Origin of the sequence: Kribbella lupini (assembly GCF_039529595.1) — a bacterium.
In the GTDB taxonomy this organism is placed as follows: Bacteria; Actinomycetota; Actinomycetes; order Propionibacteriales; family Kribbellaceae; genus Kribbella; species Kribbella lupini.
In genome coordinates, this window is sequence record NZ_BAAANC010000002.1 from 251,378 (window position 1) to 267,147 (window position 15,770).

At 70.2% G+C, this 15,770-nt stretch carries 14 protein-coding genes; 3 read left to right on the forward strand and 11 right to left on the reverse strand.

What is annotated here, in order from left to right; genetic code table 11:
- Window positions 1-25: 25 nt before the first annotated feature.
- The 5 genes from ABD235_RS14400 to clpS form a co-directional block, all read right to left on the reverse strand.
- The gene (locus tag ABD235_RS14400; RefSeq protein ID WP_344174260.1) at window positions 26-304 is read right to left on the reverse strand and encodes a MoaD/ThiS family protein; all 279 of its coding nucleotides are present in this window, start codon (window positions 302-304) and stop codon (window positions 26-28) included.
- 1 nt (window position 305) lies between these two features.
- Entirely contained in the window at window positions 306-764 is a 459-nt protein-coding gene (locus ABD235_RS14405) for a M67 family metallopeptidase (protein ID WP_344174262.1), read from the reverse strand.
- 64 nt (window positions 765-828) lie between these two features.
- Window positions 829-1,806 (reverse strand): aldo/keto reductase, encoded by a 978-nt coding sequence (locus tag ABD235_RS14410; protein WP_344174264.1) that lies wholly within the window; start codon window positions 1,804-1,806, stop codon window positions 829-831.
- Between the two features lie 437 nt (window positions 1,807-2,243).
- Window positions 2,244-2,801, reverse strand: a complete 558-nt coding sequence (locus ABD235_RS14415; protein WP_344174266.1) for a DUF2017 domain-containing protein — start codon at window positions 2,799-2,801, stop codon at window positions 2,244-2,246.
- Window positions 2,798-3,085: an ATP-dependent Clp protease adapter ClpS gene (clpS, locus tag ABD235_RS14420; protein ID WP_344174268.1), complete on the reverse strand. Its 288-nt coding sequence runs from the start codon at window positions 3,083-3,085 to the stop codon at window positions 2,798-2,800. Before clpS ends, ABD235_RS14415 begins: the two co-directional genes overlap by 4 nt.
- A gap of 106 nt (window positions 3,086-3,191) precedes the next feature.
- Here clpS and ABD235_RS14425 point away from each other — a divergent pair, with 106 nt between their 5' ends.
- The gene (locus ABD235_RS14425) at window positions 3,192-4,481 is read left to right on the forward strand and encodes a nicotinate phosphoribosyltransferase (RefSeq protein ID WP_425553177.1); all 1,290 of its coding nucleotides are present in this window, start codon (window positions 3,192-3,194) and stop codon (window positions 4,479-4,481) included.
- A gap of 36 nt (window positions 4,482-4,517) precedes the next feature.
- Here ABD235_RS14425 and ABD235_RS14430 read toward each other — a convergent pair whose 3' ends face one another.
- Complete coding sequence (locus ABD235_RS14430) at window positions 4,518-5,210, reverse strand: glycoside hydrolase family 12 protein (protein WP_344174273.1); 693 nt, start codon at window positions 5,208-5,210, stop codon at window positions 4,518-4,520.
- 356 nt (window positions 5,211-5,566) lie between these two features.
- On the opposite strand from ABD235_RS14430, the gene ABD235_RS14435 reads away from it, so the two are divergent.
- Window positions 5,567-6,559, forward strand: coding sequence for a LacI family DNA-binding transcriptional regulator (locus tag ABD235_RS14435; protein WP_344174275.1), 993 nt, complete (start codon window positions 5,567-5,569; stop codon window positions 6,557-6,559).
- Here ABD235_RS14435 and ABD235_RS14440 read toward each other — a convergent pair.
- From ABD235_RS14440 to ABD235_RS14460, 5 genes are read right to left on the reverse strand one after another with little or no spacing between them, the layout of a single operon-like run.
- Window positions 6,538-8,484: a beta-galactosidase gene (locus ABD235_RS14440; RefSeq protein WP_344174277.1), complete on the reverse strand. Its 1,947-nt coding sequence runs from the start codon at window positions 8,482-8,484 to the stop codon at window positions 6,538-6,540. The two genes, ABD235_RS14435 and ABD235_RS14440, sit on opposite strands and share 22 nt — an antisense overlap.
- Entirely contained in the window at window positions 8,481-10,679 is a 2,199-nt protein-coding gene (locus ABD235_RS14445) for a WD40/YVTN/BNR-like repeat-containing protein (protein ID WP_344174279.1), read from the reverse strand. Before ABD235_RS14445 ends, ABD235_RS14440 begins: the two co-directional genes overlap by 4 nt.
- Before the next feature lie 23 nt (window positions 10,680-10,702).
- Window positions 10,703-11,662: a carbohydrate ABC transporter permease gene (locus ABD235_RS14450; protein WP_344174282.1), complete on the reverse strand. Its 960-nt coding sequence runs from the start codon at window positions 11,660-11,662 to the stop codon at window positions 10,703-10,705.
- The gene (locus ABD235_RS14455) at window positions 11,659-12,642 is read right to left on the reverse strand and encodes an ABC transporter permease (RefSeq protein WP_344174284.1); all 984 of its coding nucleotides are present in this window, start codon (window positions 12,640-12,642) and stop codon (window positions 11,659-11,661) included. The genes ABD235_RS14450 and ABD235_RS14455 overlap by 4 nt, the downstream gene beginning before the upstream one ends.
- The gene (locus ABD235_RS14460; protein ID WP_344174286.1) at window positions 12,626-14,293 is read right to left on the reverse strand and encodes an extracellular solute-binding protein; all 1,668 of its coding nucleotides are present in this window, start codon (window positions 14,291-14,293) and stop codon (window positions 12,626-12,628) included. The genes ABD235_RS14455 and ABD235_RS14460 overlap by 17 nt, the downstream gene beginning before the upstream one ends.
- Before the next feature lie 158 nt (window positions 14,294-14,451).
- On the opposite strand from ABD235_RS14460, the gene ABD235_RS14465 reads away from it, so the two are divergent.
- On the forward strand, window positions 14,452-15,660 hold the full coding sequence (locus ABD235_RS14465) for an ROK family protein (RefSeq protein ID WP_344174288.1): 1,209 nt from the start codon (window positions 14,452-14,454) through the stop codon (window positions 15,658-15,660).
- The last annotated feature ends 110 nt before the right edge of the window (window positions 15,661-15,770 follow it).

Here is a 15,770-nt window from a genome sequence, read left to right on the forward strand (position 1 = left end):
GAACGCTCCTCGGGAGGGGTTGGGGTCAGCCGCCGGCGACGGCCGGCAGTACGACGACGACGTCGCCGTCCTTGACGCCGGTCTTCAGCCCGCCGGTGAAGCGCACGTCCTCGTCGTTCACGTACACGTTGACGAAGCGCCGCAGCTCCTCGGGCTCGCCCTCGACGATCCGCTCCTTCAGGCCCGGGTGGTTGCCGTTCACGTTGTCGATGAACTCGGCCAGCGTGCTGCCGTCGCCGTTCACCGCCTTCTCGCCCCCGGTGTAGGTGCGCAGAATGGTCGGGACGCGAAGCTCGATCGCCATCTCAGTTGTCTCCTCGGTTGCCGCTGCCGTGGTTGGCCACGATCTGCACTTCTTCTTCGGTGACCGCGCCGTCGATGATCCGGTACGACCGGAACTCCACCGGCCCGTCGTACGACGGCGAGTCGGCCCCGTCGCGGGTCGACACCAGCACGTAGTGCGCGCCCGGCTCCTGGGCCAGGTTGATGTCGGTCCGGGACGGGTAGGCCTGCGTCGCGGTGTGCGAGTGGTAGATCACCACCGGCTCCTCGTCGCGCTCGTCCATCTCCTTGTAGAGCTTGAACAGGTCGCCCGAGTCGAACTCGTAGAACGTCGGCGACATCGCCGCGTTCAGCATCGGGATGAAGCGCTCCGGCCGGTCCGACCCGGCCGGTCCCGCGACCACACCGCACGCCTCGTCCGGATGGTCCCGCCGCGCGTGCGCCACGATCGCGTCGTAGGTCGCCTGGTCGATGATGAGCACGGTTCCACGATACGGAGCGCGACCAGGGCACCCCGCCAACCCGGCTTCCGGTCCAGTATGTGGACTACCAGCGGTCGTGGACCTGCGGGCGGATCAGTTCGTCGTACGTCGAACGCACGGCGGCGAGCTGCTCGTCGGTGAGCGGGGCGAGCGCCGCGGCGCCGATGTTGCCGGCGACCTGCTCGGGGTTGCGGGCGCCGGGAATGACGACCGAGACGCCCGGCTGGTCGATGATCCAGCGGAGCGCGAACTGGGCCATCGTGGCGCCGGCCGGCAGCCAGGGCATCAGGCGCTGGACGGCTTCCAGGCCGGTCCTGAACTCGACGCCGGAGAAGGTCTCGCCGACGTCGAAGGCCTCGCCCTGGCGGTTGTAGTTGCGGTGGTCGTCGGCGCCGAACGTCGTGCTCTCGTCGTACTTGCCGGACAGCAGCCCGCTGGCGAGCGGCACCCGGGCGATGATCCCGACGCCGGCCTCGCGCGCGGCCGGCAGCACTTCGTCGAGCGGCTTCAGGCGGAACGCGTTCAGGATGATCTGCACCGACGCCACGTTCGGCCGCGCGATCGCGGTCAGCGCCTCGGCGCAGGTCTCCACGCTCACGCCGTACGCCGCGATCCGCTTCTCGGCGACCAGTTCGTCGAGCGCGTCGAAGACCGCGTCGGTGGAGTAGACCGAGGTCGGCGGGCAGTGCAGCTGGACCAGGTCGATCGTCTCGACGTCCAGGTTCTCGCGGGACCGGTCGTTCCAGGCGCGGAAGTTGTCCAGGGTGTAGTTCTCGGGCTTCTGCTCGACCCGGCGGCCCATCTTGGTGGCAACCGTCAGGCCGTCGTACTCCTTGAGGACCTGCCCGACGAGCCGCTCGCTGCGCCCGTCGCCGTACACGTCGGCGGTGTCGATGAACGTGACGCCGCCGTCGACAGCGGCCCGCAGTACGCCGAGCGCCGTGTCCTCGCCGACCTCACCCCAGTCGGCCCCGAGCTGCCAGGCCCCCAGCCCGACCACGCCGACATCCCGACCCGTACGCCCCAAAGTCCGCTTCTCCATACCGCCAACCCTAGGCGCATCGAACCCGAGCATCCCGCCGTCGCACTCCGCGGCCCACTCCCCATCCCCACTTTGAGCACGCCCCAGCCACATTCACACCGTCTCGGCGACTGGCCGGTGCACAAGGTGCATCCCCGCTGACGACCGGCGCCCCGCGCCCCGGTGCGTCACGGTGAGGTCGCTGCGAATGACGTGACTTTGTGCACCGGCCAGTCGCCGCAGGACCGGAAACCTGGCTGGCCCGTGCTCAAAGTCCGATCCCGAGGCTGGCGACGGGACCCCGCCGGTGCGGTGCGGTGCCGGCCGGGCGGGCGGTGCGGTGCCGGGCGAAGCGATGCAGGGGCGGCGGTACGGCGAGTGCCCGGTCGACCATCAGCGAGGGCCGGGCGGCGGCACGGCGGGTGGCCGTGTAGCGGGTGGCAGGACCGGTAGGTGGCTCAGCGCATGTTGTGCAGCAGGGCGGACTGCAGGTAGCCGAGCCAGTCGTACAGGTCGTAGGTCAGGCGGCGCGGGTCGTCGTCGGGGAGCTTCTCCCAGACGGCGTAGTCGTCGTCCTCCTTGATGTCCAAACGGGTGCCGATCGCGAGGCGGAGATCGTTGAGCGCGCGCAGCCAGGCGAGCTGGTCGTCGGGCTCGAGCGGGATGCCGTCCTCGGGCGACTGCTCCTCGAGCGCGGTCAGCACGCGCTTGGCGTCGTTCGCCTTGCCGTCCCGCAGCCCGCGCTCGGTGAACCGGCGGAACTCGGCCGCGGCCATGTCGTCCCCGGAGTACGCGTTCGGCAGCAGGCGCTGCAGTACGACGTCCTCCGGCGGCGCGGTCGGGCCGTCGGAGTCGAGCAGCGCGGCCAGCGGGTCGTCGCCGGCCGCCGTGGCGCGCGGCGGCATCCCGTCGTACAGGAGCTCGACCAGGTTGCGCAGGAGGTTGGACAGGATGTCCGCCTCGTGCTCGGCGAAGCTGACCACGACGGTCTTGCGGCGCTTGCGGAACCGGGTCACGACTTCTCGCAGGTGGCCCAGAGGCCGTAGCTGTGCATGGCCTCGACGTCGCGTTCCATCGCCTCGCGGTTGCCGTTGGACACGGCCGACTTGCCCTCCTCGTGCACCTGCATCATCAGCTTCTCCGCCTTCTGCTTGGAGTAGCCGAAGTAGGTCTGGAAGACGAACGTCACGTAGTCCATCAGGTTGACGGGGTCGTTCCAGACGATCGTCACCCACGGTGGGCTCAACTCGATCGCCTCGTCGACTTCGGGGCTGTCGAGCTCGCTCGGTGCGGTGGTCACTTGGCCATTCTCTCCACTACAGGTTCCCGGCTCGCAATAGGCTGCCCTTGTGACGACCTCAGCGGAGCCTACGACCGCCCTGCTCACCGACCACTACGAGCTGACCATGCTGCAGGCCGCGCTGGCCGACGGCACGGCGCACCGCCGCTCGGTCTTCGAGTTGTTCGCCCGGCGACTGCCCGACGGACGCCGGTACGGCGTGGTGGCGGGCGTGAACCGGCTGCTCGACGCGCTGGAGCGGTTCCGCTTCGACGAGGCGACCGTCTCGTTCCTGCGCGAGCGCGGCGTGGTCGACCAGGCGACCTGCGACTGGCTGGCCGACTACCGGTTCAGCGGCGACATCTCCGGCTACGCCGACGGCGAAATCTTCTTTCCGGGCTCGCCGGTGCTGGTGGTCGAGTCGTCGTTCGCCGAGGCCGTGCTGCTGGAAACCGTGTTCCTGTCGATCCTCAACCACGACTCCGCGGTCGCCTCGGCGGCGTCCCGGATGACCTGGTGGGCCGGCGGCCGGCCGTGCATCGAGATGGGCTCGCGGCGGACCCACGAGGAGGCCGCGGTCGCGTCCGCGCTGGCGGCGTACATCGCAGGCTTCGCGACGACGTCGAACCTGGAGGCCGCGCGCCGCTTCGGCATCCCCAGCGCCGGTACGGCGGCGCACTCGTTCACGCTCCTGCACGACACCGAGCGGGACGCGTTCGTCTCGCAGGTGGACGCGCTCGGCAAGGGGACGACGCTGCTGATCGACACCTACGACCTCACCGAGGCGGTGAAGACCGCGATCGAGGTGACCGGCACGGAGCTGGGCGCCGTACGGCTGGACTCCGGTGACCTGCCGTCGCTGGCCGGTCAGGTCCGCGAGCAACTGGACGCGCTCGGCGCGACGAAGACGCGGATCATCGTGACCAGCGACCTGGACGAGTTCCAGATCGCCGCCCTGGCGCCGGCGTCCGTCGACGGGTACGGCGTGGGCACGTCGCTGGTGACCGGCAGCGGGTACCCGACCTGCGGTTTCGTCTACAAGCTGGTCGCCCGCGAGGACGCCGACGGCACGATGGTCCCGGTCGCGAAGAAGAGCCCCGACAAGATCTCGATCGGCGGCCGCAAGTACGCCCTGCGCCGCCGCAACCGCCAGGGCGTCGCCGAGGCCGAGGTGATCGGCGTCGGCGAGGCCCCGGTCGACGACGGCGACGACCGCGTCCTGCTCAAACCGCTCGTCGAAGCCGGCAAGATCGTCGGCCGCACCACCCCCGAGGAGTCCCAGGCCCACCACCTCAAGGTCCGCGACGAACTCCCCCGCAGCGCCAGCCAACTCAGCCGCGGCGAGCCTGCCATCCCGACGGACTACACCGGCGACATGAACTCCAGGAACCCGTACGCCCCACGCAGCACGATGTGACGACGGTGCCGCCCCGGCCGGGGCGGCACCGCACGTTCAGGACGACGTGACCGAATAGCTGTTGGTGGTGAAATTCAGGCCGCCGCTGGACGACGTGATCTCGAAGCCGAACTGGACCTCGCCCATCGTCGCGTCGCCGATCCAGCCGCGGTTGCGGATCCAGTTCATCACCGCTTTCAGGTCGACCGTGCCGGCATTGGTGTTCGAGGTGCGCAGGAACGAGAAGACCTCGTTCGCGCCGTTGCTGCCGCGGTAGACGTCCCAGGTGTGGCCGCCGACGGAGACGGTGGTCTGCTTGCTGCCGATCGCGCCGACCGCGCCCTGCTTGTTCATCCAGAGCATGATCTCGTAGGCGTTGTTGCCGGCCCAGATGTCGTACGCCGTCGCGTACGCCCCGGAGCCGGGACGGCTCACGTCGAACCGGCTGGACAAGGTGCCCAGGGCACTGATCTTCTTGTTGATCGCCTTGCCGGCATGGGGGTAAGACTTGACGCCGCCCGTGTTCGGGTGGTTGGCCCAGACTCCCCAGTTGCTGGAGGAGTTGGCCCAGATCGTCTGCGGGCCGGCGCCACCGCCCCACACGTTGTTGCGGACGGTGTAGCCGCCGTTCGACCAGGAGCCCCACTTGTCACCGGACTCCCAGGTGGCCGCACTGGCCGGCAGGGCCGCGACCGCCGAGGCCGCCAGCAGGGTCACCAGCGCCACCAGCGTCTTCCAGGTTCTGTTCATCGTTCATCCTTCCCACGAGTTCCGGGGCGACGCCTTTCGAAGCAGAAGTCGAAGCGCTTCGACGACTATTCGAAAGGCAGGAAAGCGTCTTTTCCGGAGGATGGCCGTCGAATTCGATGTCGAATCGACGAATGAATTCCGTCGTATTCACGGCGGAGTGGGAGAACTATTACAGCCGATTTGTCCGTGGTCAATGCCGGCGACGTGACGGCGACCCGGCGGCGTTTCGGTCTTGACACCGGGCCGGTGGCGCTCGACGCTGTGAGCGAGCGGGATCGAAGCGCTTCGACCCACAGGCCACAAGACGCGAGGAGGCAACCATCGTCACCATCGCCGATGTCGCGCGGCACGCCGGGGTGGCGGCCAGCACCGTGTCGTACGTGCTCAGCGGGAAGCGGTCGATCTCGTCGGAGACACGGGACCGGGTGCAGGAAGCCGTTCAGGCGCTGGGCTACCGGCCCAACGCCAGCGCCCGCGCGCTCGCCTCGAACCGTTCCAACGTGCTCGCCCTGGTGATCCCGCTGCGGGCCGGCATGCACGTCCCGGTGCTGATGCAATTCGCGACCTCGGTCGTGACCACCGCGCGCCGCTACGACCACGACGTCCTGCTGCTGACCGCCGACGAGGGCCGGTCCGGCCTCGAGCGCGTCTCCCAGAGCGCGCTGGTCGACGCACTCGTGGTGATGGACGTCGAGCTTCACGACGAGCGCGTACCGCTGCTGCGCGAACTGCCGATGCCGTCGGTGCTGATCGGGATCCCGGCCGACACCGACGGCCTGACCTGTATCGACCTGGACTTCTTCGCGGCCGCCGAGCAGTGCGTCGACCACCTGACCGACCTGGGCCACCACAGCATCGCCCTGCTCGGTACGCCGTCGGCCGTCTACGCGCGGCAGACCGGCTTCGCCCACCGCACCCTGGCCGGCTTCCAGGCGGCGGTGGAGCGACGGGGCATCGTCGGCATCGAGACTCCCTGCGAGGCGACCTTCGACGCGGTCCTCAACACCGTCGGCGAGCTGCTGGAAGCCCATCCGGGGATCACCGGCCTGGTGGTGCAGAACGAGCCGATCATCGGCCCGCTGCTCGACGTTCTGCGCAAGCTCGGCCGTCGCGTTCCCGAGGACATGTCGCTGATGGCGATCTGCGCCGACGACGTGGCCGAGCGCCAGGTTCCGCAGCTGTCCTCGGTCACCCTGCCCGCCGAGGAGATCGGCCAGCACGCGGTCGAGGCCCTGATCGCCAAGCTCGAAGGCGGCGGCACCTCGGCCGTCACCCTGGTGCCCGCGCGGCTGACCGCCCGCGCGAGCACCTGCGCCGCTCCGGAGCCTCAGGAGCGGACCACCGCCTGACCGCCCGCGGGCAGGACGAGGCGTCCGCTCACGTCAGCGCCCGACAGCAGCTCCCTCCCCGAAGCCGGTACGACGGCCTCCGCGTCCCCGTGGTTGATCAGGAACGTCCAGGTCGTCCCGTCCGCCTGACGCCGTACGAGCTCCACGCCGTCCGGTAGATCGGGCAACTCGATCCCCGCGCCCCTCATCGCCTGCTCCAGCAGTGCCCGGTACGCGTCGTCCTCGAGCTGCGTCGACACGTACCAGGCGACGCCATCGCCAGAGAAGTTCCGAGTGACCGCAGGCGATCCGTCCAGCACGCCACCGGCGTACCGGTCGATCACCTCGGCGCCGGTCAGCTGCACGTCCTCGCTCCACACCCGACCGCGTGCACCTGACGCGAGCTCCACCTCGGCGACCGGGTGGAACTCCTCGACCCGTACGCCGAGCAGCTCGGCGAACGCCCCGGGATAACCACCCAGCCACACCTGCGCGTCCTCGTTCACGATCCCGCTGAAGTACGTCACCAGCACGTGCCCGCCGCCCTCGACGTACCGCGCGATCGACGCGGCCGCCTCGGCCGAGACCAGGTACAGACTCGGCACCACCACCAGCCGGTACGACGAAAGGTCGGCCGCCGGCCCGGGCAGATCAACCCCGACCCCCGCGGCCCACACCTGCCGGTGCGCGGCCTGCACGGCCGCGAGGTAGTCGAGCTCGGACGACGGCAGGTGCGTCCCCTGCATCGCCCACCAGGCCTCCGCGTCCCACAGCACCGCGACCTCCGCCTGCACCGCGCTCCCGTCGACCTCCGCGATCCGAGGCAGCACGGCTCCGAACTCAACAACCTCCCGGAACCTTCGACTGTCCGCCCCCGCGTGCGGAACCAGCGCGGAGTGCCACATCTCGGCGCCGCCGCGCGACGCGCGCCACTGGAAGAACAGCGCACCCTTCGAGCCCCGGGCGATGTGCGCGAGGCTGTGCCGTGTCATCCGGCCGGGTTCCTTGGTGTGCGACCGGGTCCCGGTGTTCACGGCTCCGGCCGCCTGCTCCATCAGCAGCCACGGCCGGCCACCCGCCCACGACCTCGCGAGGTCCGCCCCGAAGGCGGTCTGCTCCTCGGCACCACGGCCGGCATCGCCCGGATAGTGGTCGATGGCCACGAGATCGACCTCGGCGGCCCAGCGCGCGTGGTCGACCGGCACCCACGCGCCGAACACGAAGTTGGTCGTCACCGGCAACTCCGGAGTGAACCCGCGCAGGATCTCCTTCTGCTCTCGAAAGGCAGCCAGCAGCTCGTCCGACCAGAACCGCCGGAAGTCCAGCGCCTGCGTCGGATTCACCAGGTACTGCGTGGCGCGCGGCGGCCGGATCTCCTCCCAGCTCGAGTACCCCTGGCTCCAGAACGCCGTCGTCCACGCCGCGTTCAACCGGTCCAAGTCGCCGTAGCGAGCGAGCAGCCAGCGCCGGAACGACGAAGCCGCGTGATCGCAGTGGCAGACGGTCCCGTACTCGTTGTGGACGTGCCACATCGCCAGCGCGGGATGTCCGGCGTACCGCTCGCCGAGCGCCCGCGCGATCCCCGCCGCCGCTTCCCGGTACGCCGGAGCGCAGGCGCAGTACGTGTCCCGACTCCCGTGCGTCAGCCGTACGCCGTCAGCCCGAACCGGCAACGCGTCGGGATGCGCCAAGCTGAACCACGGCGGTGGCGAGGCCGTCGGCGTGGCCAGGTCGACCTGCACCCCGCCGTCGGCGAGCAGGTCCATCACCTGGTCAAGCCAGCCGAACTCGTACCGCCCGGGCTCCGGCTCCAGGCTGGACCAGGCGAACACCCCGACGGTCGCCAGGTTGACGCCCGCCTGCCGCATCAACGCGACGTCGTCCTTCCACACCTCCGGCGGCCACTGCTCCGGGTTGTAGTCGCCGCCGTAGTACAGACCTGTCATACCGGTTCTCCGTAGGGGATGCCGAGGCCGTTGGTGGACAGGTAGACCCGTCCGTACACCCGCGGATCGCCGGCGATCGCGTCGTTGGTCGAGGCGTACTGGTGCCGGTCGTCGTTGACCCGGACCCAGCTGGCGCCACTGTCGTCGGACCGGAAGATGCCCCGGACCCCGGCCACCTTGCCCGACGTGTAGACCGCCATCTCCCGGCGGCCGGGCGCCGCCTTGCCGAAGCCCACCGTCAGCGCCTCCTCGATGGTCGTCACCCGCTGGTAGCTGAGCCCGCGATCGACCGAGCGGTACAGCCCCGCGGCGCCGGCCGCGAGCCAGCAGTCCCCGGACCGGTTCAGCACCGTCTCGAGCTTACCGGCGCCGGTCGGCAAACCAGTTGCCGTGGGCAAGAAGCTCCGGCCGCCGTCGACACTGCGGTACGCCGTACCGGTGGCCGCGTCGAACGCGTGGAACAGGTTCGCGTCGACCCGGTCCGCGACCACGGCGACCTGCTGCGGCAACCCGGTCACCGGCGTCCACGAGGCGCCCCGGTCCCGCGAGTAGTGCGGCAGCACGTCGCCCGGGACCCACACGATCGTCCGCGCGTCCGTGCCGACCACGATCCTGCCCGGCTGCGTCGATCCGGCGGGCTCACCGGCGAAGGGCTGCCAGCTCGCGCCGGCGTCGGTCGAGTACGCGCCACGCTGCAGGCTGTCGCCGTACGCGACCCGCACGACGAACCCCTCGGCCCTGGCCGCGTAGTCGAGACTCGGCGAGGACCCGCTGACTGGGTTGGACGCCTGCCCGTCCGGCGGTACGACGTCCAGCCGGTCGTGCCGGTAGACGCCGATGTCGCCGAGCGCGCTGATCAGCGGCGGACCCCACGGCGGGCTGATCAGGTCCAGCACCGCCGTCTCCTCCAGCCCCTGCGCGCGGACCGACCAGTGCGTACTGCGGCCTGCCTCGGCGTTCGTCGCGTCGTCGGTGCCGAAGATCGTCGCGCCGGTGACGTACAGGACCTTGCCGGAGTCGAACGGGTCGATCGAGATGTCCCCGATCATCCAGCCGAGCTTCGGCGTCCCGTGGAAGTCCAGGTACGGCGCTCCCGAGGTGTCCAGCTCGATCTTCGACCCGATCGAGTGCCAGGTCGCGCCCCCGTCGACCGTCCGGAACACGTCGTCGACCGGACCCCACCGGCTCATCGTCGACACCATCACCGTGCCGGGCCGGCGCGCGTCCACGGCCAGGCCGGCGTAGCCGAATCCCGCTTCGCCACCGGTGTTCGGCCGTAGCGGGGTGATGTCGGTCCAGACACCCGTCGCGGTGTCGAGCTTGTGGACCGCGCCGTCGTACATCTCGTACGGTCCCGGCAGGTCGCCGTACGTCACGTACAGCTGTCCGTTCGAGGTCAGTTCTCCGTGATGCGGCAGCAAACCGGTGGGCTGGTCCGCCAGAGGAGACCAGGTGCGGCCGGCGTCGTCGCTTCGCCACAGGGGGTTCGCGCGATCGGTGGTGCCGACGTAGATGGTCTTCGTCGCGCGACCGGCGCGGCTCCCCCGCCGGTCGAAGAAGACGAACCCGAGCCCGATTCCCGCCGTACCGGCGGTCGGGAAGCTCTCGACCCGCGCCCAGGTCTCGCCGCGGTCGGTACTGCGCCACAGGCCTTCGTTGCGGGTCCCGAAGTACAGGATCCGCCCGTCGCACGGATCGACGGCCAGCCGCTCGCCCATCGAGCGACCGGGCTCGTTCCCGCCGAGCTTGAACGGGAGGTCGGTACGCCGGAACGTGCGGCCCTGGTCCGTCGAGCGCAGGATCGCGCCGTTGATCGGCGACCAGTCGTTGGTGTAGGTGCCGACGGCAAGGAAGAGCCGCGCCGGGTCGCGCGGGTCGAGGGCCAGGCTCTCGACCCCGGTCAGGCTCCAGTCCTCCAGGCCGACCCACTCGAGCAGCTGGACCCACCGGCGCGTCCGCGGGTCCAGCCGGGCGGCGCCGCCGATGTCGGTCCGGACGTAGACCAGACCACGCTGCGCGGGGTGGTGCACGATGCCGGTGACGAAACCGCCGCCGACGATCTCGACGTTGCGCCAGCGGTACCGGCCGGCGCCGTGGCCGGGCGTCGCGGCGGCCGGCTCCGGCCACGCCGCCACGGTCGCGGCCGCGGCGGCACCGGTGCCCAGCGCCAGGAAATGCCTGCGCGGAAGCGTCATCTCACTCCTTCTGAAAGGTCGGGCTAGCCCTTGACCGCGCCGATGATGACGCCCTTGGTGAAGTGCTTCTGGATGAACGGGTAGACGAGCAGGACCGGGATCACGGCCAGGACGACGATCGCCATCTTGATCGCCAGGCTCGGCGCCGGCGCCAGGCCGAGTGCCGGACTGGAGGTGACACCGCCCGCGCCGGTGGGCAGCACCTGCGCCTGGACGATGTACGTCCGCAGGACCAGCTGCAACGGCCACTTGGTGTTGTCGTTGAGGTAGAGCATCGCGTTGAAGAACGCGTTCCAGTAGCCGACCGCGTAGAACAGCCCGACGACGGCGACCACCGCCTTCGACAGCGGCAGCACGATCCGGGTCAGCACGGCGAACTCACCCGCGCCGTCGATCCGCGCGCTGTCGATCAGCTCGCCCGGGATGCCCATGAAGAACGCGCGCATCACGATCAGGTTGAACGCCGAGATCGCGGTCGGCAGGATCAGCGAGGCGTAGCTGTCGATCAGCCCGAGCGAGTTCACCAGCAGGTAGCTCGGGATGATGCCCGGACCGAACAGAAAAGTGAGCAGTACGACGAACAGCAGCGGCCGGTGCCACAACGAGCCCGGCCGGGACAGCCCGTACGCCGCGAGCACGGTGATCAGCAGGCTGAACGCCGTACCGACGACCGTGATCACCGTGCTGATCACCAGGGCCCGGGTGACGACACCACCCGACAGCAGCTGGACGTACGCGGCCAGGGTCAGCTCCCGCGGTACGACGACCAGCCCGCCCGCGCGGGTGACGGCCTCGGTCGAGGACAGGCTGGTGACGACCACGACGTACAGCGGGAAGGCGACGACCAGGAAGACCAGGGCCAGCACGACCGGCTTGCCCAGCCGGCCGACCAGCGTCGGCTCCTCCTCCCAGACCGGGCGGTCCGGATGACGTCCCGGCCGGAACAGCGATCCGGCCGGCGGCTTGACGGCTTGTGAGCTCATGAGCGCGAGTACACCCCCTGCTCGCCCACCAGATGGGCGAATTTGTTGGCGGCCAGCACCAGCACGAGGCCGACCAGTCCCTTGAACAACCCGGCGGCCGCGCCGTACCCGAAGTCGCCGACCAGCAGGCCCTCGAAGTACACGTAGGTGTCCAGCACCTCGGACGCGCCGGCGCCGACGGCCTGGCGCTGCAGGATGAACTGCTCGAACCCGACCGTGAGCGCGTCACCCAGCCGCAGGATCAGCAGCAGCACGATCACCGGGCGCAGGCCCGGCAGCGTGATGTGCCACAGCCGGCGCCAGCGGTTCGCGCCGTCGGCGGCCGCGGCCTCGTACAGCGCCGGGTTGATGGTGCTCAGCGCGGCCAGGAAGACGATCATGCCCCAGCCCGCGTCCTTCCAGACCGCCTGCGCGGTGACCAGCAGGATGAAGCTGTCGGGTTTCGTCATCAGGTCGACGGCCTGGAAGCCGTTGGCGCGCAGGCTCTGCGCGAGCAGCCCGGCGCCGCCGATCATCTGCTGGAACAGCGACACGACCAGCACCCACGAGAAGAAGTGCGGCAGGTAGACGACGCCCTGGATGAAGGTCCGCACCCGCACCGAGAGCACGCTGTTCAGCAGCAGCGCGAGCAGGATCGGAATCGGGAAGAAGAACACCAGCTGGAACGCCGTGATCGTGAGCGTGTTGGCCAGCGCCGACCAGAACGCGCCGTCGCCGAACATCCGGCTGAAGTTGGCCAGGCCGACGAACTCGCTGTCCCGGATGCCGACGTACGGCGAGTAGTCCTGGAAGGCGATCACGTTGCCGAGCGTCGGCAGGTAGTGGAAGAGCAGCAGCAGGACGATCACCGGGGCGACCATCAGCAGCAGCGGCCAGTCCTGCCGCAGCCGGACCCGCCAGTGCGGGCGGGTCCGGCGCGGTCGCGGGGCCGGCGCCGGCGGCTGCGCGGTCGGCGTCCTGACCTCATCGACCGTTGTCACTGAGCACCTTCGCGTAGAACTCGCGACCCTCGTCCCCGCCGCCGGACCGCCAGGCCTCGACGGCCGTCTTGAGCTCCGACACCGGTCGCCGGCCGCGGAGGATGTCCTGCAGCTTGTCGTCGAAGGGCTGGTTCAGGCCGGCCATCTTGGACGGCGCCTCGACCCGGATGCCCTCGAACGGGTTCTTCTCCATCCGCTTGCAGGACTCGTTCTCCCAGGCGCTCATCGCCTGCACGTAGCCGGGGTACTGGCTCTGCGTGTGCGCCGACGGACGGCCGCCGAGGAAGATGTAGGTGTTCGCGACCTCCTTCGAGCCGAGCGCGGTCAGCTTCGGGGCGCCGGAGCTCTCCTTGGTGTAGTGCTTGCCCTCCACGCCGTACGCCGCCAGCTGGTACTCCTCGGTGCCGAACGGCGCCGCGGTGTAGTTCAGGACGCCGAGCAGCTCCTTGATCCGGGCCTCGCCGAGGCCCTTCTTCACGAAGGTGAAGATGCTCGCCGGGTCACCGCCCCAGACGATCGGCTCGCCACCGTCGTGGGCGAACGGCATCACCGCCTGCATCTCGAACGACGGGTTGATCGGCAGCTGCCGCTGCAGCGCCTCGGCCCAGGACCCGGTGCCGTCCTGGTACACCAGGATCTGGCCGCCCTCGAACAACGGCTTCTGGTCGGCGCCCGCGTTGCCGACCACGGTCGGGTGCACGTACCCCGACTGGAACAGCTTGCGGGTGAAGGCCACCGCCTCCTCGAACTCCGGGGTCTCGATCTTCTGCACGAGCTTGCCGCTGGAGTCCTTGCGCCAGCCCGCCGGTGCGCCGAACGCCCGGGCCATCTCGTCGACGATCGAGCCGAACGCCCAGCGGTTCGCCTTGGCGTCGGTCAACTCCTTGCCCAGGGCAAGTACGTCGTCGGCGTTCTTCGGCGGCTCCGCGCCCAGCTTGGTGAACAGGTCCTTGCGGTAGTACAGCGCCCAGGGAAGTCCGACCCCCGGGAAGGGAACCGCCTTGAGCTGCGAGTTCCACACGCCGTACGCCCAGGCGCGGGTCGGCAGGTTCGCGAGCATCGGGTACGCCGCCGCCTTGTCGCCGGCCAGGTACGGGGTGAGGTCCTCGAAGAGCTTGTCGACCGCCTGGCCGAACCGGGTCTGGCCGGAGATCTCCCAGCCCGGGATGCAGAGCAGCTCCGGCACGTTGCCGGCGGCCAGCACCGGGCCGAGCTTGTCGCCGTACTCGTTGCCGTTGACGACGTTGAACCGGACCGGCGCGCCGATCCGCTCGTTGTTGGCGTCGAAGTAGGAGTTGTTGCCGAGGCCGGGCGGCAGCGGGCCCCACAGCGGGGTCATCGCGCTGACCTCCTTGCCACTGGTCACCGGCTTGTCCGGCAGCGCCCGCTTCAGCTCGGTCGGGTACTTGGTGAACCCCGGCGACGCGCCGTTGCTGCCCGGCAGGTCCGGCTTGACCGGCTCGTACCCGACGTACGTCGGCAGCAGTCCGGCCAGCTTGTCCTCGGTCTCGGCCCGGCCGCTGGTCGACGACCCGGTGCCGTCGTTCGAGCAGGCGGTCAGGGCGGTGCCGCTGGTCGCGACGGCCGCACCGGCACCGAGCAGGGAGAGAAAGGTCCGGCGGCTGGGTGAGCCGCCTGCGGGTGCGATCACGGGAAGATCCCTTCCGGCTGGGAACGAACGTCCGTTCCGGGTAGAGTTAGTTGGGCTAGTAGCCAAACAAATTAACGCAGGACCGCAGCCGCCACAAGGTGTAGAACTGACCCAGGGCGCACCACACCCCGCGCCGACCGAGCCGAAGAGGACGGACCTTGACCCCTCACACCGCGGACCACACCGACGTCCGCGCCACGAACCTCGCCGCCGTGCTCGGCCACCTGCGCGCCCACGCGCCCTGCTCCCGGGCCGCGATCGCCGGCGGCACCGGGCTGAACAAGGCCACCGTCACCAGCATCGTCGCCGACCTGATCGCCCAGCGGCTGGCCCGCGAGACCGAGCAGACCCAGAACCACGTCGGCCGGCCGGCCACGTTGCTGGTGCTCGACGGTTCGGCGTACGCCGCGATCGGGATGGAGATCAGCGCCCGCGGGCTGACCGCGATCGCGTACGACTCGGCCGGCGGGCAGCTCTTGCGCTGGCACCGTTCCGGTCCCGGCGCGGGCGCGGCCCCGGCGAAGACGATCGCCGCGCTGGCCGCGCTGGCCCGCCGCGCGATCTCGGCGGTGCACTCCTCGGGGCGCGACGTCCTCGGCCTGACCGTCGGCGTACCGGCCTTGGTCGACCGGGACGGGACCGTCGTCCTGGCGGCAGGGCTCGGCTGGCGGGACGTGCCGCTCCGCGCCAACTTGGTCGAGGCCCTCGGCCGTCCGGCCTTTCCGGTGCTGGTGGACAACGACGCGAACCTCGGCGCCCTGGCCGAGCACCGGTACGGCGCGTACGCCGGCACCGCGGATCTGATCCACCTGTCCGGCGACACCGGCGTCGGCGCGGGCGTGATCTGCGACGGCCGGCCACTGCGCGGACACCACGGGTACGTCGGGGAGATCGGGCACCTGCGGATCCAGCCGGACGGTCCGCTGTGCGGCTGCGGCCGGCGTGGCTGTCTGGAGGCGATGGCCGGCCTGCCGGCCATCCTGGCCCGGCTCGATCCTTCCGACGAGTCGGAGGCGGACCCGCAACTGCGGACCGACCAGCTGGTCCGGCGGGCGGAAGACGGGGACGCGGCGACCCTGAAGACCCTGACGGAGGTCGGCGGCCTGCTCGGCCAGGGCATTTCCGTGCTGGTCGACCTGCTCGATCCCGAGCTCGTCGTGCTGGGCGGCTCGTACGCGGCCCTCGGTCGCTGGCTGGCGCCCGCGATCGAGCAGGAACTCGCCGAGGGTGCGCTGGTCGCGACCAGCGCCCGGTGCCAGGTCGTGATCTCGGACTTCGGCCACGACGCCACCTCGATCGGCGCCGTCGCCCGCTCCCTGGACCGCCTCGACTCCGGCCGCCTGCCGACCCCGTCCTCTCAGCCGTAGCGTCCGAAGAATCGGATTGCGTCCGAAGAACCCGAGGCTGTAGCGCACGCCCCTTCGGACGCATCACGCTTCTTCGGACGTTGGCGGGGCGTTTCGGACGCATCGGTTCG